This window comes from Chitinophaga pollutisoli (genome assembly GCF_038396755.1).
Lineage (GTDB): Bacteria > Bacteroidota > Bacteroidia > Chitinophagales > Chitinophagaceae > Chitinophaga > Chitinophaga pollutisoli.
In genome coordinates, this window is record NZ_CP149822.1 from 532,614 (window position 1) to 558,342 (window position 25,729).

The following is a 25,729-nucleotide window of genomic DNA, read 5'->3' on the forward strand; positions in this document are numbered from 1 at the left end:
CGCATATAAAAAAGCCTTCGCACCGTTTGGAGCGAAGGCTTTTTTGGTCCTAATATGCGGCTGAAAAACTTACGCTTCCTGCGCCAGTATGGCCCCAGGCGCAGGCTGCGCGGGCGTTTCGGCGGTCCTGGAGAAAGATTTGCGCACCAGCAGCCAGTAGAAACCGATGAACGTCAGCATGCTGATACCGCCCACGGCGTACCACCATTTGCCATACCCGAAGTTCTCCACCCCGAATGCGCCCAGCGTGGGCGCCAGGATGGTCGCTGCGGAGAAGGCGACCGTGTACAATGCTGCGTACTGGCCGCGGTTGTGGGCCTGCGCCCGGTGGATCCAGATGTTGTTCATGAATGGCAGCGTCAGCATTTCCGCAATGGAAAACAGGACGATATGGATGAACGCCACGGCGGCCACCGGCGGAAAGAAGTTGAAAACGATATAAGCCAGCCCCATGAAAAGGGCGCCGATGCAGATATAGTACTCGTTGGCGCGGCGGTTCTCCAGCTTAAAAACCAGGATCATCTCCACCAGCGCGATAATTACCCCGTTGAAAGAAATCGCCAGGCCGATGAGGTTCTCCGGCATACGCACCACCGTTTTCAGGTACACCGGCACGATATTGAACATCTGGAAAAGGCAGACGGCGTTGAAAGCGACGAGCAGGATGAAGAATAAATATAGTTTGTCGCGGTAAGCGGAAGTGACGCTCCCGGTCCCGGGGGCTTTATGAACGATACTGTCCGCCGTTTTGCCCGGACGCAGGAACAACTTCAGCAACAGCGCCGCCAGCAAGCAGGATGTGGCGTCGAAATAGAAAAGCAGGTCGTAGCTCAGATAAGCGATCATCCCTCCCACCGCAGGCCCCACCGCCCAACCCAGGTTCGACGCCAGGCGGAGCAGCGAATACGAGCGCAGGCGCGATCCCGCGTCGCTGTAATGCGCCACGGCCGCGAAGTTGGCGGGCCGGAACGCGTCGCCCACAAGCCCCAGCACAAAAACCGCTCCCGCGAACTGAACGAAAGTATGCATCTGCCCCAGTACCACGAACATCCCCCCATGCAACACCAGGCTCCAGAACTGCACCGGGTGGAAACCGATGGTATCCGACAATTTCCCGCCCAGCAGCGCGCCCAGGATAGATCCTACTCCGTACACCGTCATCACGATCCCCGCCTGTTCCAGTGAAAAATGGAGCTGCGTGGTGAGATACAATGTAAGGAAAGGGATCACCATGGCCCCGGCGCGGTTGATCAGCAGCACAGTCGCCAGCAGCCACACTTTCCGGGGAATTCCACCGTAAGCGCTTTTATATAGGGAAATTGTCTTGTCGAACATAATGAACCGCAAATTACACCCCTTCCCTACATTTACCAGCCGGGAAATGACAAACAGCATTGATAAATGACAGGCGCGGCAGGGTATTTGCAGCCGGAAAGCGGGTTTCCCCCTCTGAAAAAAAGTTTAACTTTGAATCAAGATGACAGAGCAGAACAAATCCAAAAATATAAAAGCCGCCGGTATCACAATCGGCGTTCATGCCTTGCTGTTAGTGGCGCTGCTGATGGTGAGCCTCAACGTACCGCCGCCCCTGCCCGACCAGGACATGGGCATCGAAGTGAACCTCGGCACGTCTGACGACGGTATGGGCGACGAGCAGCCGCTCAATCCCAACCCGCCCGCGGCCGCGCAGCCTGTCCCTTCCACCCCGCAACCCGCGCCCGCCGCTCCGGCCGACAACGGCAATTCCCAGGAGCTGGCCACTTCCGACGAGGCAGACGCCCCCGAGGTGGTGAAACAGCCGGTAAAACCGAAAAACGTTAAACCGAAAGAAATAGCCAAAACGCTTGAGCCCAAGCCTGAGAAGGCTCCCAAGCCTAAAGCCGTGGCGCCTCCCAATCCCGCGCCTCCAGCTCCGCAGCCCAAGCCTAAAGCCGTATTCACCGGCGGCACCGGCAACGCGGCCAACAGCGGCAATGGTGCGGACGGCTCCAACAATTCGCAGGGCGAAGGCAATACCGGCCGCCCCGGCGACCGTGGCGTTATCGGCGGAAGCCCCAATGGCGGCGCCTATACCGGCACGCCCGGAGCAGGCCGCGGCGCTTCCGATTTCCGGCTGAACGGCCGTAACCTCGTTGGCCGCCCGTCCGTGGAATGGGATGGTAACGAAACGGGGTATGTAGCCATCAACATAAAAGTAGACCGTAACGGCAATGTGGTAAGCGCCACGCACAGCCTCAAAGGTTCCAATATTTCCAACGCCGCCGCTATCCGTATCGCACGGGATGCAGCCATGCGGATAAAGTACAATGCCAGCCAGGAAGCGCCGGAAGAGCAATTCGGCACCATCCGCTTCTATTTCAAGCCGCAATAACGACAGCCCGGAAATATCTCCCGGCTTTTCACGTTATTACCTATACCTTACGACTATTCTATGCGAAAAAAACGCCTCAGATATCTCATCGTGTGCCTGATTGCCGCTATCCCGGCGCAGGCGCAGGTCTTCCCGGGCTATCATACCAGTCAGTTCGCAGGCGTACATGCCGTACCCTTCAATCCCGCCCTCGCCGCAGGATCGCGGTACAAATGGGATGTGAACATCATCGGCGCGGATGTAAAAGCAGGTAATACGTATTATTCCTTTGTTAAATCATCTTTACTTTCCGGCCAGGAAAAAATGGTCAGGAACGTGGACTATATCCCCGACACCAACGCCACCCGCAAGCAATATGGCTGGGGCAGCGCGGATGTGATGCTGCCTTCCGTCCTGTATTCCATCGACGAAAAGCAATCAATTGCCTTCACCTGGCGCGTTCGCGGATCTGCTAATGCCGGCGGGATGGAAACGCAGATCGTCAACTTCTTCGCCCTCAACTATCCCAATCCCCGCTTCACCAACCGCAACTTCGCTTCCAAATTCGCCGCGGCCAACGGCAACGCCTGGAACGAATTCGCGCTCAGTTACGCCCGCGTCATCAAAGACGAAGGCGACCACCGCTGGAAAGCCGGCATCTCGCTGAAATACCTCGGCGGACAAGCCTCCGTTTACACTGTGGTCCGCGATGCGTCCTTCACCTTCAACACCACCGAGCTCGCCGATATCAACAGCGGGCGCGTGCATTACGGTTATAACGAAGAACTGGACCAATACACCAGCAAAGACAACTGGTCAACGGTGTACAGCCCTTTCCAAAACCCCGGCATCGGGGTAGACCTGGGAGTGGTGTACGAATGGCGGCCGGATAACGACGGTTTTGGCAGCATGCACGAAGGCGGGCCCGACTGGAACCCCGACGCGGATACCTGGAAAGCGCGCTTCGGCGTGTCGATCGTGGATATCGGCGGGATGTCGTACCGGAAATCAGTTCCATCCGCCAACCTCGATGTTACTGCAGACAATGTGCTCGTCCGGTCCCTGAACAAACAGCGCAACGAAAGCATGCGCAGCTACGCCACCCGGATCGCGACGATGTTTACGCCGCTGGAAAACGAGGACACCTATTTTATGAATCTACCGACATCGCTCAATATGTTCGGCGACATCAACCTGAACGGCCGCTTTTTCCTGAGCGTCAGCGCCACCGTGGCCCTGAACGGTGGGGAAAAAGACGACAACAAGACCAACGCCCTCACCCAGTTCCTGGTTACACCCCGCTTCGAGCTTAAAAACCTGGGCCTGTACCTACCTGTATCGGTGAACCGTTTCGGGCAGGCCGACGCCGGTTTCGCGCTGCGCGCGGGCCCCCTCGTGATCGGGTCCGCCTCCCTCTTTTCCAACCTCTCCCGCCAGATGATCAATCATGCGGATGTATTCGTAGCTTTGCGCATAGTTCCCATCCGTTTAGGCAAATGGTCGTGGGACAAGGGCAGCGACGGAACGTACCGCAAACGCCGGCACAACATCGGCTGCCCGACCATATAGCGAGGTAACCAATGAACTATCAGCAAACGATCGAATACTTATTCAGCCGTCTCCCCATGTTCAGCAAAGTGGGCGACTCCGCGCTGAAAAACGACCTGCTTAACATCCGCCTGCTGTGCGGCATACTCGGCCATCCGGAAGACCGGTTTCCGTCTGTCCATATAGCAGGCACTAACGGCAAAGGCTCCACCAGCCACATGCTCAGCGCCATCTTCCAGTCGGCCGGTTACAAAACGGGCCTTTACACTTCCCCGCACCTCCATGATTTCCGCGAACGCATCCGTATCAATGGCGAAATGATCCCCGAAGCAAGGGTGGTATCTTTCACGGCCGAAATGAAACAGCACATGGAAACCATTGAGCCCTCGTTTTTCGAACTGACGGTGGCCATGGCGTTTCAATGGTTCGCGGAAGAAGGGATCGACATCGCTATTATCGAAACCGGCCTGGGCGGGCGGCTCGACAGTACCAATATCATCTCCCCCTCCTTTCCATCATTACCAATATCAGCCTCGACCATACGCATTTACTGGGCAACACACCAGCGCTGATCGCGCGGGAAAAAGCCGGCATCATCAAGCCCGACACCCCCGTGGTGATCAGTGAAACGCAGGCGGGGCCTGAAGGCGTTTTCCGCGAAGTAGCGGATCTGCATAACGCACCGATTTTATTTGCCGACCAGCAATACAAAATCCTCCGCAGCAATGCCGACCCGGAAACGCTCACCGTCACCGTCGCATCCAACACCGGAGAGCCGGAAACCACCTACCGCCTCGATTTGCCGGGGCACTACCAGGAAAAGAATTTATTGGGTGTACTGGCCGGGGTGAACATCCTCCGGCAGGAAGGCTATAAACTAACGCACGAAGCAGTAGAAAATGGGCTGGCGAACGTAAAAAGACTGACTGGCCTCGGCGGCAGATGGGAAGTAGTGGGCCGCCATCCGTACACCGTGCTGGACGTAGGCCATAACGAGGCCGGCATCCGCGCGATCCTCGAACAGCTCGCGCTGGTGACGTACGACAAACTCCATATTGTGACGGGTTTCGTGAAGGATAAAGATGTGCCCACCGCGCTGCGGCTCCTGCCGTCCAACGCCACGTATTACTTTACCCGCGCCCAGATCCCCCGCGCGCTGGACGAAACCGAACTGCTCGAAATGGCCAATAAAGAAGGATTGCGCGGGAATGCTTATCCCAACGTGCCCGCTGCTTTCGAAGCCGCGCAGGCCGTTGCGGGGAAGGATGACATGATCCTCGTTTGCGGCAGCTGTTTTATCGTGGGAGATGTACCACAGGGGTAGCCTGCAGTTCTTTCCACTTCATCAATCCGTAGAAAAGACAGCTGGCATGCAGCGCCTGCAGGAATTCGTTGTTCTTCAAACGCGTTTCCAGTTCCGCCACCGTTACTGCTTCCACCTCGATCTCTTCATTAAAATCGAGTTGTTGCTCCTGCACTTTTTTCCCGCCGGTGGCCAGGTACATATGCGTGAGGTTGGTATTGGTGGAAGGGTTGGGAGAAATCACCCCGAGAAAATGCATTTCATTAAAAGCATATCCTGTTTCCTCCAGCAGCTCGCGCCGCATGGCAACTTCGGGAGAAGCGTCTTCCGCATCGATCACACCGCCGGGAATTTCCAGCAGCACTTTGCCGATGGCGTGGCGGTATTGCCGCACCAGCAGTACTTTCCCATCGTCCGTCATGGCCATGGCGTTTACCCAGTCGGGGTATTCCAGCACATAATACGATGGTACCAATACGCCCGACGGCGTTTCACATGTGTCTTTCCGTACCGTGAGCCAGGGTTCGCGGAACAGGTACTCGGATTGCAATAGTTTCCAGTTCAAAATCTTCATGGTTTTATTTCCACCCTTCCCTTTCCTTTAGCTTTTCGATATGCGCCAGGTGATGCAATCCATGCCAGCTGTAATTAGCCAGGTGTTTTGCCAGCGTATTGGAAGCGTTGTTGCCGGGATGGAAAAAGGTCCGGTCCCAATGGCGCGCTTCCATATGCTCCAGTACGGCTGCCCAGCGGGCATGCAAGGCGTGGAGAAGGGTGATGGATATGTTGATGGGTGTGTACTGAACGTCGGGCAATTCGGCCCAGGCCGCTTCGTCGTAGGGTTTAATGGTGGGATTATCCTCCGTGAGGGCCAGTTTCAGCCGGGTGAAGCCGTTCATGTGCGAATCCGCCAGGTGGTGGACAACCTGCACCACGGTCCATCCTCCCGGGCGGTAAGGCGTCTGGAGCTGGTGCTCGTCGAGCCCCTGAACCGCCAGCTCAATCAGCGAAGGCAGGTGCCGGATGTCGTTGATGTAGCGTTTGCGGTGATCCGCCGTGATAATGGCCGGCGGTTGGAAATGGCCGATGGGATAGCGTAAATCTTCCATAGTTGCGCGTGATATGCATGTTGACGAATAATCAGTCTTCCCGCAAATCCTTCCCGGTCAGGTGGATGAACACGTCTTCCAGGCTGGCCTTCTTCACTTCTTTCTTTCTTTCGAAACCGCCTGCCACGAGCTGGTCGATCAGCGCGTCGGGCGAATCGATGGCGATGATGCGGCCGCTGTCTACGATGGCGCAGCGGTCGCAGAGGAATTCCGCCTCATCCATGTAATGCGTGGTGATCACCACGGTGGTGCCATTGGCCCTTACCTGCTGGATGAGCGTCCAGAGGTTGCGCCGCGCCTGCGGGTCGAGGCCGGTGGTGGGCTCGTCCAGGAAAATGATGCGGGGGCGGTTGATAAGGGTGGTGGCGATGGAAAAACGCTGCTTCTGGCCGCCTGAAAGCGCTTTGAATTTGGCTTTGGCTTTGTCTTCCAGGTTGAACTCCCGCAGCAGGGCCATGGGGTCTACCGGCTGGTTGTACAGGCCGCCAAACAGTTCGATCAGCTCTACCAGGTTGAGGTTCGGGTAGTAGCCCGAGGTTTGCAGCTGCACGCCGATGATCTGCTTGATAGCTTCCGGGTCCTTATCCAGGTCGATGCCGGCTACCATCACGCTGCCGGCCGTTTTCTGGCGGAGGGTTTCGATGATCTCCAGCGTGGTGGACTTGCCCGCGCCGTTGGGGCCCAACAGCCCGAAGACTTCGTTCTCATACACATCGAAGCTGATCCCTTTCACGGCGGTAAAATCCCCGTACGTCTTCACCAGGTCCCTCACTTCGATAATCCTGCGTTTTTCCATGGCGGCAAATTACGGCAAAAATTCGTCCGGCAGGGGTAAAAAGTACAGCGGCCCCCTGCCCTGGGAAACCGCTGCCGAATTAGTGTTAGTAAGTTTTATTTTTTCGCCTGCGCGGCGGGTTTGTTGACGAATATCTGGGTGAAGAAAACGATGTTCCCTTTGCCTTTGGCGGTGCCGATGCCGATCAGGTTGAAATCGCCGAGCATGTTCTTCCGGTGGCCGGGGCTTTTAATCCACCCGTCTACCACGGCTTCCGCGCTGAGGTTCCCGTAAGCTACGTTCTCCGCGGCGGCGCGGACCGTACCGATGGATTTGGAAATATCATCGATCCGCGATTCAAAGCCATCATGCCCGAAGCCGGTTTTCCCGCTGGCCATGGCCTTGCTGTGCCCGCGCGCCTCCTTGCTCAGGACGCTATTGAGTTCCAGGGGCTTCAGCCCTTTGGTGCGGCGGAACTTGTTCACAAAGAAGAGGATATCCTCCTCCATGCTGGCCTCGTTGCGGGCGGGGCGCTCCGTAGCCGAAGTGTTGCCTGACACGGATTTGCTGCAGGCCGAAGCCTGCGAAGCGGTCATAACGGCGGCGGCGATAAAAAGGATCTTGCAATAACGTTGGTTAAACATGTTTTTAAAACGGATTTTAAGCTGTTGTATTGCCTTATCCAATTTCGCGCCAAACTACCGTAAGGCTTCCTCCACTTTCGTTACCATACCGGCAGACCCGATGAAAATGGGTATCCTTTCGTGCAGCTCGGTAGGCTTAACGTCCAGCAGCCGCTGGTTACCGGCGGAAATAGACCTGCCGCCCGCCTTTTCCATGATAAACGACATGGGATTGCATTCGTAACAGAGGCGCAACCGCCCGTTGGTGTATTTGCCGAAAGCGGGGTACATGAAAATGCCGCCCTGGATGAGGGTACGGTGGATTTCCGCGACCATGCAGCCCACGAAACGGTGGCGATAAATCTTCTGTTTGGCGTCGGTGGCCATGAAAAGATCGACGGCGTTGCGCACTTTTTCGTCGTACAGGTGGTAATATCCCATGTTGACGGAGAAGATATCGCTGTCCTCCGGCACTTTCAGGTCGGGGTGCGACAGGCAGAATTCCCCGATGGAGGGGTCCAGCGTGAAGCCCTGGAGGGTACGGCGCGTGGCGTATACCAGCATGGTGGACGAGCCGTAGATGATGTAACCGGCCGCGATCTGCTGGGAGCCCGGTTGCAGGAAGTCTTCCAGGGTACAGGGCGTACCGTTGGGCGACAGGCGGCGGTATACGGAAAAGATGGTGCCGATGGACACGTTCACGTCGATGTTGCCGGAGCCGTCGAGCGGGTCCATGAGCACCACGTATTTCGAGTTCATGGAATACTCGTCGTTGAAGCTGATAAAGGTGTCGTTTTCTTCAGAAGCTACGCCGGCGCAGTAAATGGAGCTGGCCAGGGAATTGATGATCTGGTCGTTGGCGAATTCGTCGAGTTTTTTGACGGCTTCGCCCTGGACGTTGGTTTTGCCAGCTTCCCCGAGGATATCGGCGATACCGGCTTTGTTGACCTCGACGTTAACGCGTTTAGCGGCCAGGCCAATGTCGCGCAGGAGGCCAGACAGCTGGCCGGTAGCGCCGGGATAGTTTTTCAGGTCCTGGATCGTGAACTCATCCAGGTTCATCACTTGGCGGTTGAATTTCATAAACGTGCAGAATTGTTGGTTTTGGCGGGGCTAAGGTACGGGAAATCAGGTCTTTTAAGAAATCCGTCATTTTTTACCCTTTGGATTTTTAATCAATTCTAAAGTTGCCGTACTTTGCGGCAGCATTTTCATAAAGAAGAGGGAACAAAGTATGAAGGTTTTCAAATTTGGCGGCGCAAGTTTAGAAACTATTGAGCGCATCCAGCAGGTAGGAAAAATCATCGAAGCCAATGCTTCCGGTAAGTTACTGGTGGTGATATCGGCGATGGGCAAAACGACCAACGAACTGGAGAAGGTGGCCCAGAATTACTTCATGCGCAAGCGGGAGATCGCCGCGCAGTTGCTTTTCAACGTGGAGCAGCAGCACAAAGATATCGCCGCGGCGCTCCTCGGCACGAAGGAGCACCCGCTCTTCACGCAACTCCAGCAGTTCTTCACCGAAGCCGAATGGACACTCGGCGAAAAGCCCCACCGCAATTATGATTACTACTACGACCAGCTGGTAGGCCTCGGCGAATTGCTCAGCACCGCCATCGTGAGCGCTTACTTCAACCAGGTTGGCATTCAAAATACCTGGGTGGATGTGCGCGACGTATTCCGGACCGACGATAACTTCCGCGACGCCAACATCAACTGGGAAATCACCGAACTGCAGGTGAACCAGAAGGTGCTGCCGCTGTTCAATACCGCCAACATCGTGATTGCGCAAGGCTTTATCGGCAGTACGGACCAAAACGAAAGCGTGACGCTCGGCCGCGAAGGGAGCGACTTTTCCGCCGCCGTGTTCGCCAACCTCCTCAACGCCGAAAGCCAGACGATCTGGAAAGACGTGACCGGCCTCAAAAACGCCGATCCCAAACTTTTCCCGAATACTGTCGACATCCCCGAGATCGCCTACAGCGAGGTGATCGAAATGGCGTATTACGGCGCGCAGGTGATTCACCCCAAAACCATCAAGCCGCTGCAGAACAAGCAGATCCCTTTATACGTGAAATGTTTCCTGGACATGCACCTGCCCGGCACCGTGATCCGCCAGGATGTGGACGGCCGCAAGCTGCCACCGATCATCGTGCTGAAAAAGAACCAGGTGCTCATTTCCATCACTTCCCGCGACTTCTCCTTCATCACCGAAGATAAAATCAGCGAGATCTATGAAATCTTCCATGATAAGAAGATCAAGATCAACCTGACCCAGAACGCGGCCATTACCTTCTCCTGCTCCATCGACCACAACCCGGAGAAAATCGAGCTCCTCATCAAGGCGCTCCACACCGGCTACCGGATCAATTACGATGAAGGGTTGGAGCTGCTGACCGTTAGGCACTACCAAAACGGCCTGATCGACGAACTGACCAAAAACCGCAAAGTGCTCCTGGAACAACGCTCCGCCAGCACGATCCAGATGGTGCTGAAATAAGCGAAATAATAACGAACTTTAATACCGCCCGCCAGATTAAGAGATATCCGGCGGGCGTTTTTATTGCTTTACCCGGACACATCCTACCTTATCAAAATAATATCAGTATTCTCCCTCTATCTGACCCCATTCTTACAGCTTTAGTACTGTTACAGTACGGTATCCCTACTGCGGCGGTACTAAGTCAGTACTAGATCCCTATGCCAGCCCGGCTTTCCCTGCATTTTCCCCGACATTGGCAAGGATGAAACCGGTATTCTTTTAACATCAACCCAAACGCAACCCTTCGCTTGCATTTTATTACTGTTCCTTTCAAACACACTTATCTTTGATTAATAAATTGTAAATTATTGATGTAATTTGCGTGACAGTAGCAGCCATATCGAAAGTGAAAGAAAATAATACACGTATAAGTATTTAATAACCAAAATTTAAAACTAAAATCCACGTTTATGCACCCGCCATTTCAGTTGGTTAACATTTCTTTAATGGTTCCTTAACCTGATAAGTTTGGCGCTCGCCTGCTTAATCGCAATCTTGCGCCCTCATACATGACATATGACTGTCGGAACACAACCCGCAGGGCGGCTTACCGCGCCTGCAGGCCTTTCTATGCTCTTTATACAAGTCAAATCTATAAAACCCACTGTAACATGCTTAGCAAGCTCAGAACACTAGGGACAGCGTTGCTGCTGTCCTGCCTCCTGCCTGCGGCCGTAACGGCGCAGCAAGGCGGAGCCTCGATCACGGGGGCCGTATCGAGTTCGAAAAACGAACCGCTACCAGGCGTCTCCGTTGAAGTAAAAACCGCCGACGGCCAGCGCAAAGGAACCGCCACCGACGCCTCCGGCAGGTTCCGCCTCTCAGGCCTCCCCGCAGGCGCGCCCGTCACCATCACCTTCAGCTTTATCGGTTTCGAACCGCAATCGATTACCGGTAAAACCCTCAAAGCAGGCGACAACACCCTTCCCAACGTCATCCTCTCCGAGAACGACAAAAAACTCAATGAGCTCGTGGTAGTGGGCTACGGCACCCAGAAAAAGTGAACCTCACCGGCGCGGTGAGCCAGGTGGACGCAAAAGTACTGGAAAGCCGACCAGTCGCGAATATCACCCAGGCCATCCAGGGCGCCATCCCCAACCTGAACGTATCGTTCGGAGATGGCCGCCCCGGCAGCACGGGTAAGTTCAATGTCCGCGGCAACAACCCCCTCAGCACCGGCGCGCCGCTGGTACTGATCGACGGGGTGCCCGGATCCATGAACAACATCAACCCGCGCGACGTAGAAACCATCACCGTCCTGAAAGACGCTTCCTCCGCCGCCATCTACGGCGCCAGGGCCGCTTTCGGCGTGATACTGGTGACCACCAAGGCCGCGAAGAAAGGGAAGCTCACCGTCAACTACGGCAACAACTTCTCCAATTCCCGGTCCACCGTATCCACCAACTTCATCACCGACGGATACACCTCCGCGATGCTGAACGACGAGGCCTTCCTCCGCGCTACCGGCAACACCTACACCCGGTACACCGACGAAGATTATGAAGAACTGAAAAAACGCCAGACCGATAAATCCCTGCCCGATGTGGTGATCGACAACCGCAACGGTAAAGATCAATACGTGTATTATGGCAACACCGACTGGTGGCGCGTCATGTTCCGCGATAACCAGCCCGGCATGGAGCATAACCTCAGCCTGTCCGGCGGTACCGAGAAGGTGGACTTCCTCCTCTCCGGCCGTTACTACCAGAAGAAAGGGATGATGCGCATCAACCAGGACAAATACGAAGCGTACAACATGCGCACGAAAATTACCGTGCGCGCCAACGACTGGCTGACGTTCACCAACAACACGCAGTTCAACATCGCCAACTACACCTATCCGGGTTGGGGCGTGAACAGCAACTTCGTGTCGGTGACCGTGCACGCGCTGCCCTCCTACCTTCCCCAGAACCCCGACGGTACGGCAACCTACCGCACGGAACTGAACAACTACACCATCGGCGACGGTATTTACGCCGACCTGCTGCATGGTAAATCGAAAGGGATCGAGCGGTTCAATGAGCTGATGACGACCTTCGGCACCACCATCAAACTGAGCGATCACATCAACCTGATCGGCAACTATACGTTTACGCTGAACCCCGCGCGCGATAACGATCTGCCGACGTCTACCACGTATCGCAGAGCAGTGGCGCCCTGGTCGATCTTCCCCGGGGTGATCGATAAAGTGGGCAGCGATTACCTGACCGAAGAAACCAATAACGACCAATATCACGTAGTGAACGCTTACGGCGAATACAGCCGTGGTTTCGGCCGCCATAATGTGAAGTTCATGGCGGGTTACAACCAGGAACTGAAGCAGTTCAAGCGCGTGAACGCACGCCGCGGCGACCTGCTGTCGGAAAGCCTGAACGACATCAGCCTCGGTTCCTCTGACGCCATCGTGGGTGGTTACCAAAGCGAATGGGCGCTGCTGGGCTTCTTCGCGCGCGCCAACTACGACTACAAAGGCAAGTACCTTGTAGAATTCAATGGCCGGTATGACGGTACCAGCCGTTTCCCAAAGAATGACCGTTTCGGTTTCTTTCCCTCCGTCTCAGCAGGCTGGCGCGTGAGCGAGGAGATGTTCTTCGAGCCGGTGAAAAACGCCCTGAGCGACCTTAAATTCCGTGCGTCTTATGGTACGCTGGGCAACCAGCAGGTGGCTACATATGGGTACATCCCGGTGCTGTCGCGTGGTACGCTCGACTGGATCGCCAACAACAAACGCGTGGAATACCTCACGGCGCCGGGCGCCATTTCCCCGAACCTGACCTGGGAGAAAACGACTTCCTGGAACGTGGGCATGGATGCGGGATTGTTCCAGAACCGGTTGAACGTAAACTTCGACTACTACATCCGCGACACGCGCGACATGCTGACCAAAGGGATGACCTTGCCGGCGGTGTTTGGTACGGCGGAGCCGCGGGAAAATGCGGCGGACCTGCGGACGAAAGGCTTCGAGCTGAACATTTCCTACAACAACCAGTTCGACCTCGCCGGGAAGCCCTTCCTGTTTAACGTAGGCGCCAACCTCAGCGATTTCTATTCCGTGGTGACGAAATTCGACAACCCGAAGAAACTCCTGTCTGATTACATTGTAGGCCAGCGTTACGGTGATATGTGGGGATATGTGACGGATGGATATTTTGCCAGCGACGATGAGGCGAAAGCCTGGAAAGTGGACCAGCGGCAGGTGGGCTCCAACATCGCGAGCGCACCGGGCGAATGGGGCCAGCTACGCGCAGGCGACCTCCGGTTCAAAGACCTGAACGGCGACGGAAAAATCAACAACGGATTAAACACCCTCGACAACCCGGGCGACCTCGTGAAAGTAGGTAACAACCAGATCCGCTATCCCTATGGGTTTAATGGCGGCGCGAGCTGGAACGGCTTCGACCTGTCATTCTTCTTCCAGGGCATCGGCAAAAAAGACTGGTATCCCGGCGCCAACGCCGACAAGTTCTGGGGACCGTATTCCCGGCCATATTACTCCTTCATCCCGGCTGATTTCGAGGAAAAGGTGTGGACGCCGGAAAACCCCAACGCCTACTTCCCCCGCCTTCGCGGTTACATCGCCCTGAATGGGAACAACCCGCTGACCAACACGAACGATAAATACATCCAGGACCTGGCGTATCTCCGCCTGAAGAACCTCACCATTGGTTATTCGCTGCCCGACCATATCCTGAAACGCGCGAAGCTGACCCGCTGCCGGTTCTACATCAGCGGCGACAACCTCGTGACCTGGACCAAGCTTGAAACGAAATACATCGATCCGGAGATGGCCGCCGCCGAAACCAACGGCCGCGTATATCCCTTCTCCAAAACCTTCTCTTTCGGCCTGGACCTGAGTTTCTAACCTAACAAAAACGAACTGAACATGAAAAAACATATTGCAGCTTTGATGATCGCCGGCGCGGGACTGTTCGCCTCCTGCAGCGGCTTCCTCGACCGCCAGCCCCTGGCCGACATTCCGCCGGACCAATACTTCAACAGCGAAAAAGAACTGGAGATCTACACCAATTCTTTTTACAGCGCATTTCCCAATGCGGAAGGCGTGTATAACGAAGACATCGACAACGTCGTGAAGAACAGTTTGTCGGATCTGATCATCGGCCGCCGCACGGTGCCGGTTACCGGTGGCAACTGGACGTGGACGGAATTGCGGAAGATCAATTACTTCCTTGCCAACTACAATAAAAACGTACCCGAGAAAGATGGCGCCAAACACGCCGCGGTAGCCAAATTCTTCCGTGCTTACTTTTATTTCGACAAAGTGGTGCGCTTCGGCGATGTTCCCTGGGTCAACGAAGTGATCGAGCAGCTGGACACCACCGGCCTGAAGCGGCCGCGTGATCCCCGCAAGCTCGTGATGGATTCCGTATTAAAAGACATCGACTATGCCATCGCCAACCTGCCCGCCAACGTGGATCCTTCCAAAGTTACCAAATGGACTGCGCTGGCCTTGAAAAGCCGGCTTTGCCTGTTCGAAGGCACTTACCGGAAGTATCACCACACGCAGATCGATTCCGCCGGGGCGGCGCGTTTCCTGAAAGAATGCGTATCTGCGAGCGAAGCGCTGATGGCGGGCCCTTACAGCATTTACCGGACTACGCCAGAGAAGTCGTACCTCGAATTGTTCGCTTCGCAGACGCCTATACCGCAGGAGATTATCCTGGCGCGGAGCTTCAGTAACGATTTGCAAATCTGGCATAACCTGAACTACTACACGATCACGTCCTCCTACGGAAAGCCCGGTCTCGATAAACAGCTGGTGAATTCCTACCTGATGAACGACGGAACGCCTTTCACTGACATTCCCGGCTACGACACCATCACCTTCTACAACGAAACGCGCAACCGCGATCCCCGTTTGTCGCAAACGGTGCGCACGCCCGGGTACACCCGCATCGGCAGCACCAATATCCTGCCGCCCGATTTCGGTGCCACGGTTACCGGCTACCAGTTGATCAAGTATGTGACGGACCAGACCTCCGACTCTTACAATCGCTCCACCAACGCGATGCCGATTTTCCGTTACGCGGAAGTATTGCTCAACTTCGCCGAAGCCAAAGCTGAGCTGGGCGATATTGCGGGCTCGCAAGACAACCTCACGCAGGCAGATCTCGACAGGTCCGTTAAGCTGCTGCGCGATCGTGTGGGCATGCCAGGCCTGAGCCTTTCCGCCGCCAATACCACGCCGGACCCTTACATGATCCAACAATATCCTAAAGTGACGGCCGGCCATAAGAACCGCGGCGTTGTTCTGGAAATCCGCCGTGAGCGGAGAATTGAACTGGTAATGGAATCGTTCCGGTGGAATGACCTGCTCCGCTGGATGGAAGGCGCCGCCATGAAGCGCCCCTTTAAAGGCATGTATTTCACCGGTCCGGGTATGTTCGATCTGGATCAGAACGGTTCGTTCGACATCGCGATCTACGAAGGCACCAAACCCACCAATCCCGTTCCCGGCGTTGCTTATTACAAGCTGGGCAGCGAGATCGTACTGGAAAACAATGCCGCCGGCGGCAACGTGGTGATCAACCGCAGCACGGTGAAGAATTTTGACGAAGAGAAAGATTACCTGCAGCCAATTCCTATCCAGGAGCGGCAGCTGAATCCGAAACTGACACAGAATCCCAAATGGGACGACGGCATCAAATAACTGAAACCGTATTCGAATAAAGAATGGCGCCCTGTTACGGGGCGCCATTCGTATTTTAGACAGTATCTTTTAGGGTTGCGTGGATAGATATTGCAGCGCCCGTTGCAGGATGACGTCTTCACCCAGTATTTCCCGCCGGCTGTTGGGCACTTCGATATCCGGCGCCAGGCCCACGCCCTGGGTGACGCGGAGATCGGGATAGGTTCCGGTACATTCACCGGCATTCCAAGATAATGAATCCGGCGCAATGGCGTACATTTATCCACGTTAATCGTCATGACTGTATGGATTTTCAGTTGCTCCGGCATTTTCTCGATAATTTGACTCCCCTTTCCCCGGCCACCTGGGACAATGTACGCCCGCTTTTCCGGGCACGCACCCTGGAAAAGGGGGATTACTTCATCTGGGAGGGGCAGCATGCGCGGGAGATCGGGTTCCTGGTGGAGGGGGTGATCCGGGCGTTTTACCGCAATGTGCAGGGCCAGGAATATAACAAGCACTTCTTCACGCCGCCCTGTTTTATCGGCGGTTATGCATCTATCATCACCGGCCAGCCGAATCTCATCCAGCAGGAAGCGCTGACGGATTGCAGGCTGCTCGTGGCACCGGCGGATGATTTCCAGCAGCTGTTGTATACCTGCGGCGACCTGGAGCGGATGGCCCGCATCCTGGCGGAACGGTTCTTCGTGGCCAAGGAGCAGCGTGAAATAGAGATCGTGCAACTAGCCGCGGAAGAACGTTACCGTTTGTTCCGCGAGCGGTTCCCGGCACTGGAGGCTTCCATCCCGCAATACCACATTGCATCGTACCTTGGCATTACGCCCACGCAGCTGAGCCGCATCCGCAGGAAATCGGCCGGGCGCTGATTTCTTTACCTATGTATACGAAAGCTTTCGCGACGTACCGGAGATTTGCGGAAACATCATTTCCAGACATATGCAATCATACGGCAATACCATCCTCATCACCGGCGGCGCCTCCGGCATAGGGCTCGCCATCGCCCGTCAGTTCCATGCGCGCCAGAACCGCATCATCCTGACCGGCCGCGATCCCGGTAAACTCGCCCGCGCAGCGGCTTCCCTTCCCGGCGTCTCCACCTTCCCCGCCGATCTTTCCGACCCCGCTTCCATCAAAACCCTATGTGACTACCTGGCCTCCGATCACCCCGGATTAAACATCCTCGTGAACAACGCCGGCGTTCAATACGCCTACGACTTCCGGACGGGGCAAAACATTCCGCAAAACATACTATCGGAAACTGCCGTCAACTTCCTTGCACCCCTGCAGCTCACCGCCCGCCTGCTCCCCTGCCTTTCCCGGCAAACGGCGGCAGCCGTCGTTTTCGTCAGCAGCGCGCTATACATCGCACCCAAACGCTCCGCGCCTGTGTACTGCGCCACCAAATCGGCCATCCACACCTTCGCGCGGGCGCTCCGCTACCAGCTGGAAGGTTCACCGGTCAAGGTGTTTGACATTATCCCGCCCCTGGTGGACACCGCGATGACGGCCAGCCGCGCTTCCGGTAAAATAAGCCCCGATCATCTCGCCGCCACTTTCCTCCGCCTGTTCGAAAGTGATGTTTATGAACAACACATCGGTAAAGCCCGGCTGCTCCAACTACTGGCGCGCCTTTCGCCGGCACTGGCCGGCAGGATGCTGCGGAACGGATAAAAAAGCAACGGCCGCCAGGTATTACTCCCGGCGGCCGTTGCCAAAATTTTATGCGAAGATGATTACTTCACGCGAACCGGGTCGGCCGGTTTGGGCACCGGCTTCCAGGTATTTGTTTTCAGTTCATCGAGCAGGATCTGCACCCCTTTCTCCAGTTGCGGATCGCGGCCTGCGATCACATCCGCCGGCGTTTGCTCTACGTCAACATCAGGAGGCGTTCCCACGTTTTCGATGATCCAGTTGCCTTTGGTATCGTAAATCCCGAAGCTGGGTGAAGTTACGTAACCGCCATCGATCAGCGAAGGATAACCGCTGATACCCACGAGGATGCCCATCGTGCGCTTGCCGACCAGCTTGCCGAGTTTCCTGTAGTTGAACATCCAGGGCATCATATCCCCGCCGGAGCCTGCGTATTCGTTGATCAGCATTGCCTTCGGGCCATAGATGCCGTTACCCGGCGTGGTGAAGCTGCGGCCGTCGCGTACACCCCAATAGCTCATCACATCGCGGTTCAGGACGTCGATGATATAATCAGCAACGGAACCTCCGCCGTTAAATCGTTCGTCGAGCAGGAGCGCTTTCTTGTCGGCCTGCGCGTAGTAGTAGCGGTTGAAGGATTCGTAACCGTCGCGGCCGGTATTGATCATGTGCAGGTAAGCGATTTTGCCGCCGCTGAGCTGATCCACTTTCCGGCGGTTGCCTTCTACCCAATCCACATACCGCAACCCGTTTTCCGCGCCTGCGCTCACCGGCACTACCACGATATCGCGCGCGCCCGATTCAGAAGCGGCGCTGTTTACCTTCAGTGTCACCTGTTTGCCGGATTTGTTCTGCAGCAGTTCGTGAATGCTGGTGCTTGCGGTCAGCGGCACCCCGTTCACCGCCAGGATATAATCACCTTCCTTCACGTTCAGGCCGGGTACGGACAAGGGCGCCTTTGCCTCGGGGTTCCAGCTTTCGCCGGTGTAAATTTTGGCAATACGGTAACGGCCGTCTACGATCTCGTAATCCGCACCCAGCAGCCCCACGTTCACGCTGGGACCGGAAGGCATGTCGCCCAGGCCCACGTAATTGTGCCCAACCACCATTTCGCTCATCATTTCGTTGAGAAGATAAGTGAGGTCCGCACGGCTGCTCACATGGGGCAACAGCGCTTCGTATTTCTTCTTGTTGGCATCCCAATCCACGCCGTGCATGTTTTTCACGTAGAAGAAATCCTTCTCGATCTTATACACTTCGTCGAAAATCTGTTTCCATTCCGCTGCGGGATCGATGTAAACGGACACATTGGACATGTCCACTTTCCCTTCTCCCGGACCCGGTTTGCGCCCCGCATCCACAATCTGGAAATTGTTGCCGCCACCGGCGATCAGCATCTTCTTACCGTCGGCGCTGATCATATATCCCGCACCTTTGGTAAAGGTTTCAGTTTTCCTTTCTTTCAGATCGAAGTATTTGATTTCTGATCCGTCGGTAAAGAATACTTTATCTTTCACCGCACCATTCACGCCGAAGATACGCCCAGCCGTTACCGGCAACGCAACTGTCCGCGCCTGGATGCCTTCCGGATCTACAGCCACGGCTACGGCGGGTTTGGTGGAGTCTTTCTTTTTGTCTTTGTCCGCATCTTTCTGTTCGGATTTCACCGTTTCTTCGTCGCTCTCGGGTGCAAAGGGCGTGGGCGTGTCTTTCGACAGGATAGCCGCATACAGGCTGGATTGCGCATTGCGGTCGTAGGTCTGCATGTGCAGCCCGCTGAGGCCCGCGCCGCTGTTGGTGCTGGCGGGGAAGAAGAGATATTTCCCGTCGGCGCTGAACGAGGGCGAACCCGCATCGCTCATACCGTCGCTTACCCGGTGCGTTTTACCGGACGCCACTTCGTACATAAACACGGCATCAAACCCGTTTTCTTCCGCGTTCAGGAAAGCGATCCATTTGGAATCCGTTGACCACGCCGGCTGGAATACGTTGGAGCTGCCCGAAGGGATGGAACCATTGGCATAGGTCGCCACTTTCGTCACTTTGCGGCTAGCCACATCGAGCACAAAGAGATGGAAGTGCGCGTCGCTGAAAACGATCTTCTTGCTGTCGGGCGACCAGGTCAAACCAAAGTAGTACACGGTTTTACCCAGTTCGATCTCGACGGGTTTGTCCATCGCCTTCTGATCGCGCAGGATGAGTTTGTAATTGCCGTCTTTATCCGAGATATAGGAAATATACTTCCCGTCGGGCGACCAGGCGGGAAGGCGCTCGTGGGTGCCGGGAGAATTGGAGATGTTGCGCACATCCCCTTTTTCCTTAGGAACAGAAAGGATTTCGCCGCGCCCTTGCACAAGAAGCCTCGCGCCGGTGGGCGACAGGAAAGCGCCGCCAAACTGGTTCAGTTGTTCGTAGCGGGGGCGTTTGGATGGAATGTCTGTCCGGATGGTCACGGAAAGATCGGTCACCTTGCCGCTGGCGGGCTCCAGGAGGTGAAGGGTGCCTGCCTGTTCGAAGGCGAGGGTTTTGCCGTCGCCGGTGAGCGACTTCACGTCGTCGGTTTTGTATTGCGTAACCTGCGTCACCTGCTTCGAATCGGTATCGTACCGGAAAACGTTCATGGTATGATTGCGGTCGCTGAGGAAGTAGACGCTTTTGCCGATCCATGTGGGGCGGATGTTGTTGGCATTGCCGCCGGGAATTTCCTCGATCTGGTTACTGGTATGATTGAAGATCCAGATGCGGGGTGCGTAACCGCCGCGGTAGCGTTTGAAAGGACGAAAGACGGAACCGCCTTCGGTGGGGTCCGGGTTCTTGATATAAGCGGTAAACTTACCATCGGGCGATACGGCGCCCTGGGTGGCTTCCGGAATCCGATGATGCGGTTGTTGCAGCCCGCCGTTCACGCTCACGGAGTAAAGGCGCATGGTCCTGGCCGTGGGCGATTCCATGCCGGATGCGTAAAGGATGTGTTCGTTATCGATCCATCCCCGCACGATTTCCGAGGACGGATGCCAGGTAATGCGGCGGGGCTCGCCGCCTTCTATGGGAACGATGTATACGTCGGTATTACCATCGTAGTTGCCGGTGAACGCCACCCATTTGCCGTCGGGCGAAATGTGCGGATCCTGTTCGAATGCCGGGTTAACGGTAAGCCGCTGCGGTGCGGAACCGTCGCGGTTGGCGGCCCAGATATCACCGCCATACATGAATGCCACGTGCCGGGCACTGACAGACGGGTTGCGGAGCAGCCTGGTAGGGCTTTGCGCCATGGTGACGGAAGCGCCGGCCAGCAGGAAGGCGCCGGCGGCGAGGAAAATGCTTTTCTGTATCATAAGCAGACTTGGGTTTAGAAAATGCCGCGTATAGAACGGCAATAGCGCAAAATAAAGGAAAAATCCCAAGTCCGGCAGACCGTCTGTACAAAAACAAAAAAGTTGCCGCACCACCGGCTGGGCGGGGTACGGCAATATGGAAAACACAAATGGTTACACGATGAAGGGATCCACGATGGCGAGGACGGCCGCTTTATCCAGTGGCTCGTCGAACGCTTCGGAGGCGGCCGCGGCGCTTACGCCGGTGCCGTTGATGCCGATGATGTTGATTTCGGCCTGTGTGGTGAGGTCTTCACCGTTGTAACTGGCCTGCACGGCGTCGCCGATGCCGGCGGTATCTTTCCCGGTGATCCAGGGTTTGATGGCGGTGTTGGACAGGAGGTTCCTGCGCATGTATCGGATGTGGGCGGCGTGGCGCGCCTCGGCGCTGTGGATTTTCAGCGCGGCCGTCAGCACTTCGTTGCTGGAAATGAGCGCGCCGGCCTGTCCTTTATAGGCGCGAACGCCCGTGTCTTCAAACGTTTGGGCCACGGCGAGGAAGAGCGGGTAATTGGAAAATACGCCTTTGAACGGGCCGTTCCCGCTGCCGTTACCCGCCGTAAAATCGAATACCGGCTTGGCGACGGGCGTGGCGCCGAGGGTGGTGATGGTATTTTTCAGCAGCGTTACGTGTGCGTTTTCATGATCGCGGATGGTGGCGATGGCGCCAGTGGGCGGGCCGGCGGGCACCAGGCCGGGTGCGGCGGCGCCGAGGGTGTAGAACTCGGCTTCGAGGTATTCGAGCGTGAGTGCGAATTGCAGCACTTCCACGATGGCGCCGGTGGATTGCCCGTATGCTTTTTTGAACAGGCTTCCCAGGGCGAAGGGGATAGCCGCGAGCGCCAGCTTTCCTCCAATGCCAGCCAGCCCTTTGATGGCGGAGCGTCGGTTGCTGAGGCGTTCGTGGAGTTCGGGATCCTGCTGCTCGAGGTTCGTAATGATATGTTCGATGTTCATGTTTCCGGTTTTAGATCAGGAAGTAGGAAGATTGGATGCGTTGATCTTCGATTTGAGGAAGCCAGCGGCTACTTTGAGCACTTCGGGCGGATCGAGGGAGAGGTCGAGCCCGTTGGCGTCCACGGCTGTGTTGTCGGCGAAGGAACCGTTGCTGATGAGATCGCGGATCATAGCGGCATGGCGCGCTTCCACCGACACGATCTTGCCTGCGAGTAGTAAATACGCGCCTTCGGTGATGAGTTTTCCCGCGCCGTTGTAAGCGGATACACCAAGATCCTCGAAGGCTTTAGCGGTGCCAAGGACACTAGCCCTGCTGTTGAAATCGATCTTGCTGAAATCCACTTCCAGTGAGGGAATGGCTTTGTTCCCGAGGGCGTTGCGGAAGAATTCGCGGTGGGCGATTTCATGGTCGCGGATGTCGTTGAGGAATTGTTGCTCGATGGCAGTGGCACCACTGAAGAAGGTTTGCGTAACCCGGGTGTAGAATGCGGCCTCGAGTTGTTCGAGCGCATAAGCATAGTTCAGGATGCCAATGTCTCCGCTGCCGAGGTTAATACCGTTGTCGGGCATCGGGTTATCGTCGTTGGAACAGGCATGCATCAGCGTGGCCGCAGCAGCGGTTCCCGCGAAAAGCGAGAGAAACCGCCGGCGCTGCTGGCCTTTCGTTGATAACATGGCATGGCCCTTCTGTTCCTCTGGAACATTTAGTTTTTCAACCATAGAATCTTTGTTTATGGGTAATTAAGAAAGGTTACTGCTCAGTAAATGGATTTGGATGTTGTACATGGAGATATACGCGGCGTAATTACAATTGGTTTTTATAACACAAAAGTTTTTTTTACAACAGTTGCTAAAAAAGACAAGCCCGCTTCTCAAAAAGCGGGCTTGCATCACATGTAACAGTTACCTCATCCCATCGTCAGCATCATATCGCGAATCACAGCGATGAGAGCAGACGGGTAGATGCCGAGCCATAACAAAAGGGCCATCAACGCCGACAGCGCAAACATACCGAAAAACGGGAGCCGCCTGCGCACCACCGCGCCCTCCTGCGGCTGGAACATCACCGCCACCAGGCGTATATAATAAAACAAACCGATCACACTATTCACCACCAGCAAAGCCAACAGCAGCCAAAGCCCCGCATTCACGCCGGCGGCCACTACGTAAAACTTGCCGATGAAACCCGCGGTCAGCGGAATCCCCGCGAGCGACAATAACATCGCGGTGAAAATGGCCGCCAGCCAAGGTTGCCGCCAGAACAAGCCGCTGAAGTCTTCCAGCATTTCCGCGTCATCTTTTTCATCACTGAGCATGGCCAGCACGCCGAAAGCCCCAATGCTGGTGATTACGTAAGCCACCAGGTAAAACATCACCGCCTCCTGCCCCGCTTCCATGCCCGCCAAAAAAGCGATGAGGATGTATCCCATGTGCGAAATGGAGGAATATGCGAGCAGGCGCTTCACATTACGCTGCATCAGCGCCAACCAGTTACCGGCAAACATGCTCGCCATGGCGATAATGGCGAGCACCCACCATAGTATCGTGTATTCATATCCATTTACATCCCGGTAAAACCGCATGAGCAATACCAACATGCTGCCTTTCGAAACCGTGGCGATATAGGCGGCCACAGGCAGCGGGGCGCCCTCGTAGATATCCGGCGCCCACATATGAAAAGGCACGATCCCCAATTTGAAACCTACGCCTATCAGCATCAACCCGAAACCCGCCACCACCGTCATCGGCGCCTGGGAGATCCCCGCCAGGTATTGCCCTATCCCCACGAAATCCATCGTGCCGGCTTCGGCATATACCAATGCCATCCCGAATAAAAGGAAGGCGGAAGATAACGCCGCGAGCAAGAGATATTTGACCCCTGCTTCGTCTGACCGCTCGCGGGCGCGCAAATACGCGATCAGCCCGTACAGGCTGATGCTCATCGTTTCCAGCCCGAGAAACAGCGAAACGAAATGCCGGCTCATCAGCAACACCAACCCTCCCACCGTGGCGAGCAGCAACAAGATGTAGTATTCTTCCTTCCGCTCTTCCCGTTGCTCAAAATAATTGAACGACAGCAGCAACACGCTCAATCCTGCCGCGAGTATCAACCCCGTATTGAAATCCGCAAATTTGTCCACCACAAAAAGTGGCGCAATCACATACGGCATCGTTCCAGGTTCACGAAAAAGCGCCAGCAACGCCACGATGAAAACGGTCACCGTGAAAGCATGCATCACCCGGTGATTGCGGCGCACCGCCACCAGCAGCATGGCGATCACGGAGGCGCCTCCGAGTATGAGGACGGGCAGCAGGGCCATCAGATCATTCGTGGTCATACAGTCAATTATTTGTCTTTGTATTGAAATGCGACCACCGGCGCGGCTTTCGCGGCCGTATCGATCACGCGCTGGGGAAACAGTCCCAGCCAGATGATGGCGATCACCAGCGGCAGCAGCATCGCGGCTTCGCGGAAGGTCATATCCTTCAACCTGAATTCGCGCAGCGATATCCCGAAAAATACTTTCTGCATGATGCGCAGGCTATACACGGTTGCCACCACCAGTCCGATGGCCGCCAATACCGTAATCCAGGAATTGGCCTGCCAACTGCCGGCCAGGATGAGGAACTCGGCAATAAAGTTCCCCAGTCCGGGCAAACCCAGAGATGCCATGACGAATACCATGGTGATGGTGCCTAATCCGGGCAACGCCGCCCATAGCCCGCCCATCTTCTCCAGCTCCCGCGTGTGGAGCCTTTCATACAGCACGCCCGCGATCATGAACAGCGCGCCCGTGCTGATGCCATGCGTGATCATCTGCATCACTACGCCCTGGTACGCCAGTTCATTAAACGCAAAAGCCCCCACCAGCACAAATCCCATGTGGCTCACGCTCGTGTAGGCCACCAGCCGCTTGAAATCCGTTTGCGCGTATGCGAGCTGTCCGCCATACAGGATGCCGATCGCCCCCATTAGCATGAACACATCCGCAAAATAATGGCATGCTTCCGGGAACAGGGGCAATACGAAACGCAGGATCCCGTATGCGCCCGTCTTCAGGAGCAATCCCGCCAGTATCACCGATCCCGCGGTGGGTGCTTCGGTGTGCGCGTCAGGTAACCAAGTGTGGAAGGGAAACGCGGGCAGCTTGACGAGGAACGCCGCCATGAAACCCAGCATCAGCCAACGGCCAAGTCCTTGTTCCATCGGTGTTTGCAACAGTTCGGCGTATGAAAAGGTATATACGCCAGTGGAAGCGCCATGCACGAAATACAATCCCAAAATGGAAAGCAGCATCAGCAAACCGCCGGCCTGGGTGAAGAGGAAAAACTTCAGCGAAGCGTACAACCTGCGGCCATGGCCCCAGATGCCGATGAGGAAATACATGGGAATGAGCATTACTTCCCAGAAGAAGTAAAAAAGAAACAGGTCCATCACCAGGAATACTCCCGCGATACCACCGAGGACAAAGAGCAGGTTGAAATAGTAGAAGCCCGTCCGGTCGCGGATTTCCTCCCACGACACCAGCACCGCCAGCGACCCGAGGAAGAAAGTAAGCACGATCATGAGCAGTCCGAGGCCATCCATCGCCAGGGAAAGGCTCACGCCGAACCGCGGCATCCAGGGTTGATGGTAGACGTACCGCCAGTCTGCTCCTACCACCGAGGCCGGCTCCGGCTGTATCCAGACGCCGGCGGCGAGTATCAGTCCGGCCAGCATTACGCCGAGCGCGATCCATCGCGGAAGCGTGGAATGCACGGCGGCGGAAGCCCAGGCCAGGAAGGCTCCTATCAGCGGCAAAAGAATGAATGTCAGCAGTATCATGCCG

At 55.9% G+C, this 25,729-nt stretch carries 22 protein-coding genes; 10 read left to right on the forward strand and 12 right to left on the reverse strand.

Annotation, left to right across the window (positions count from 1 at the left end; genetic code table 11):
- Positions 1-69: 69 nt before the first annotated feature.
- Positions 70-1,335 (reverse strand): MFS transporter, encoded by a 1,266-nt coding sequence (locus WJU16_RS02200; RefSeq protein WP_341836691.1) that lies wholly within the window; start codon positions 1,333-1,335, stop codon positions 70-72.
- 142 nt (positions 1,336-1,477) lie between these two features.
- Here WJU16_RS02200 and WJU16_RS02205 point away from each other — a divergent pair, with 142 nt between their 5' ends.
- Genes WJU16_RS02205 through WJU16_RS02220 form a run of 4 tightly spaced genes read left to right on the forward strand, consistent with a single transcriptional unit; the run spans position 1,478 to position 5,222 of the window.
- The gene (locus WJU16_RS02205; protein WP_341836692.1) at positions 1,478-2,371 is read left to right on the forward strand and encodes a hypothetical protein; all 894 of its coding nucleotides are present in this window, start codon (positions 1,478-1,480) and stop codon (positions 2,369-2,371) included.
- Between the two features lie 60 nt (positions 2,372-2,431).
- Positions 2,432-3,919 (forward strand): DUF5723 family protein, encoded by a 1,488-nt coding sequence (locus WJU16_RS02210; RefSeq protein WP_341836693.1) that lies wholly within the window; start codon positions 2,432-2,434, stop codon positions 3,917-3,919.
- 11 nt (positions 3,920-3,930) lie between these two features.
- Positions 3,931-4,470 (forward strand): hypothetical protein, encoded by a 540-nt coding sequence (locus tag WJU16_RS02215; protein ID WP_341836694.1) that lies wholly within the window; start codon positions 3,931-3,933, stop codon positions 4,468-4,470.
- Between the two features lie 41 nt (positions 4,471-4,511).
- Complete coding sequence (locus tag WJU16_RS02220) at positions 4,512-5,222, forward strand: glutamate ligase domain-containing protein (protein ID WP_341836695.1); 711 nt, start codon at positions 4,512-4,514, stop codon at positions 5,220-5,222.
- Here WJU16_RS02220 and WJU16_RS02225 read toward each other — a convergent pair.
- From WJU16_RS02225 to fbp, 5 genes are all read right to left on the reverse strand, one after another.
- Entirely contained in the window at positions 5,194-5,775 is a 582-nt protein-coding gene (locus WJU16_RS02225; protein WP_341836696.1) for an NUDIX hydrolase, read from the reverse strand. The genes WJU16_RS02220 and WJU16_RS02225 overlap by 29 nt on opposite strands.
- A gap of 4 nt (positions 5,776-5,779) precedes the next feature.
- Positions 5,780-6,310, reverse strand: coding sequence for a YfiT family bacillithiol transferase (locus tag WJU16_RS02230; RefSeq protein WP_341836697.1), 531 nt, complete (start codon positions 6,308-6,310; stop codon positions 5,780-5,782).
- A gap of 31 nt (positions 6,311-6,341) precedes the next feature.
- Positions 6,342-7,106, reverse strand: coding sequence for an ABC transporter ATP-binding protein (locus tag WJU16_RS02235; protein WP_341836698.1), 765 nt, complete (start codon positions 7,104-7,106; stop codon positions 6,342-6,344).
- Positions 7,107-7,201: 95 nt separating this feature from the next.
- Positions 7,202-7,729 carry a CAP domain-containing protein gene (locus WJU16_RS02240; RefSeq protein ID WP_341836699.1) on the reverse strand — a complete coding sequence of 176 codons (528 nt, stop codon included), beginning with the start codon at positions 7,727-7,729 and terminating at the stop codon, positions 7,202-7,204.
- Positions 7,730-7,783: 54 nt separating this feature from the next.
- Positions 7,784-8,791, reverse strand: coding sequence for a class 1 fructose-bisphosphatase (gene fbp, locus WJU16_RS02245; protein ID WP_341836700.1), 1,008 nt, complete (start codon positions 8,789-8,791; stop codon positions 7,784-7,786).
- Between the two features lie 151 nt (positions 8,792-8,942).
- On the opposite strand from fbp, the gene WJU16_RS02250 reads away from it, so the two are divergent.
- The 4 genes from WJU16_RS02250 (at position 8,943) to WJU16_RS02265 (ending at position 15,918) form a co-directional block, all read left to right on the forward strand.
- Positions 8,943-10,208: an aspartate kinase gene (locus WJU16_RS02250; protein ID WP_341836701.1), complete on the forward strand. Its 1,266-nt coding sequence runs from the start codon at positions 8,943-8,945 to the stop codon at positions 10,206-10,208.
- Between the two features lie 653 nt (positions 10,209-10,861).
- Positions 10,862-11,254: a carboxypeptidase regulatory-like domain-containing protein gene (locus WJU16_RS02255; protein WP_341836702.1), complete on the forward strand. Its 393-nt coding sequence runs from the start codon at positions 10,862-10,864 to the stop codon at positions 11,252-11,254.
- On the forward strand, positions 11,251-14,112 hold the full coding sequence (locus tag WJU16_RS02260) for a TonB-dependent receptor (protein WP_341836703.1): 2,862 nt from the start codon (positions 11,251-11,253) through the stop codon (positions 14,110-14,112). Before WJU16_RS02255 ends, WJU16_RS02260 begins: the two co-directional genes overlap by 4 nt.
- 21 nt (positions 14,113-14,133) lie before the next feature.
- Positions 14,134-15,918, forward strand: coding sequence for a RagB/SusD family nutrient uptake outer membrane protein (locus WJU16_RS02265; RefSeq protein WP_341836704.1), 1,785 nt, complete (start codon positions 14,134-14,136; stop codon positions 15,916-15,918).
- A 69-nt stretch (positions 15,919-15,987) separates the two neighbouring features.
- On the opposite strand, the gene WJU16_RS02270 is transcribed toward WJU16_RS02265, so the two are convergent.
- Complete coding sequence (locus tag WJU16_RS02270; protein WP_341836705.1) at positions 15,988-16,176, reverse strand: hypothetical protein; 189 nt, start codon at positions 16,174-16,176, stop codon at positions 15,988-15,990.
- A 26-nt stretch (positions 16,177-16,202) separates the two neighbouring features.
- Between WJU16_RS02270 and WJU16_RS02275 the strand changes: the two genes are divergently transcribed.
- Positions 16,203-16,784, forward strand: coding sequence for a Crp/Fnr family transcriptional regulator (locus WJU16_RS02275; protein WP_341836706.1), 582 nt, complete (start codon positions 16,203-16,205; stop codon positions 16,782-16,784).
- A 70-nt stretch (positions 16,785-16,854) separates the two neighbouring features.
- A complete protein-coding gene (locus WJU16_RS02280; protein ID WP_341836707.1) occupies positions 16,855-17,589 on the forward strand; it encodes an SDR family NAD(P)-dependent oxidoreductase in 735 nt (244 codons plus the stop codon).
- Positions 17,590-17,651: 62 nt separating this feature from the next.
- On the opposite strand, the gene WJU16_RS02285 is transcribed toward WJU16_RS02280, so the two are convergent.
- From WJU16_RS02285 to WJU16_RS02305, 5 genes are all read right to left on the reverse strand, one after another.
- A complete protein-coding gene (locus WJU16_RS02285) occupies positions 17,652-20,903 on the reverse strand; it encodes a PDZ domain-containing protein (protein WP_341836708.1) in 3,252 nt (1,083 codons plus the stop codon).
- Between the two features lie 153 nt (positions 20,904-21,056).
- A complete protein-coding gene (locus WJU16_RS02290) occupies positions 21,057-21,899 on the reverse strand; it encodes a ferritin-like domain-containing protein (protein ID WP_341836709.1) in 843 nt (280 codons plus the stop codon).
- Between the two features lie 15 nt (positions 21,900-21,914).
- On the reverse strand, positions 21,915-22,619 hold the full coding sequence (locus tag WJU16_RS02295) for a ferritin-like domain-containing protein (protein WP_341836710.1): 705 nt from the start codon (positions 22,617-22,619) through the stop codon (positions 21,915-21,917).
- A gap of 188 nt (positions 22,620-22,807) precedes the next feature.
- Positions 22,808-24,238, reverse strand: a complete 1,431-nt coding sequence (locus tag WJU16_RS02300; RefSeq protein ID WP_341836711.1) for an NADH-quinone oxidoreductase subunit N — start codon at positions 24,236-24,238, stop codon at positions 22,808-22,810.
- A gap of 8 nt (positions 24,239-24,246) precedes the next feature.
- On the reverse strand, positions 24,247-25,725 hold the full coding sequence (locus WJU16_RS02305) for an NADH-quinone oxidoreductase subunit M (protein WP_341836712.1): 1,479 nt from the start codon (positions 25,723-25,725) through the stop codon (positions 24,247-24,249).
- Positions 25,726-25,729: the final 4 nt, after the last annotated feature.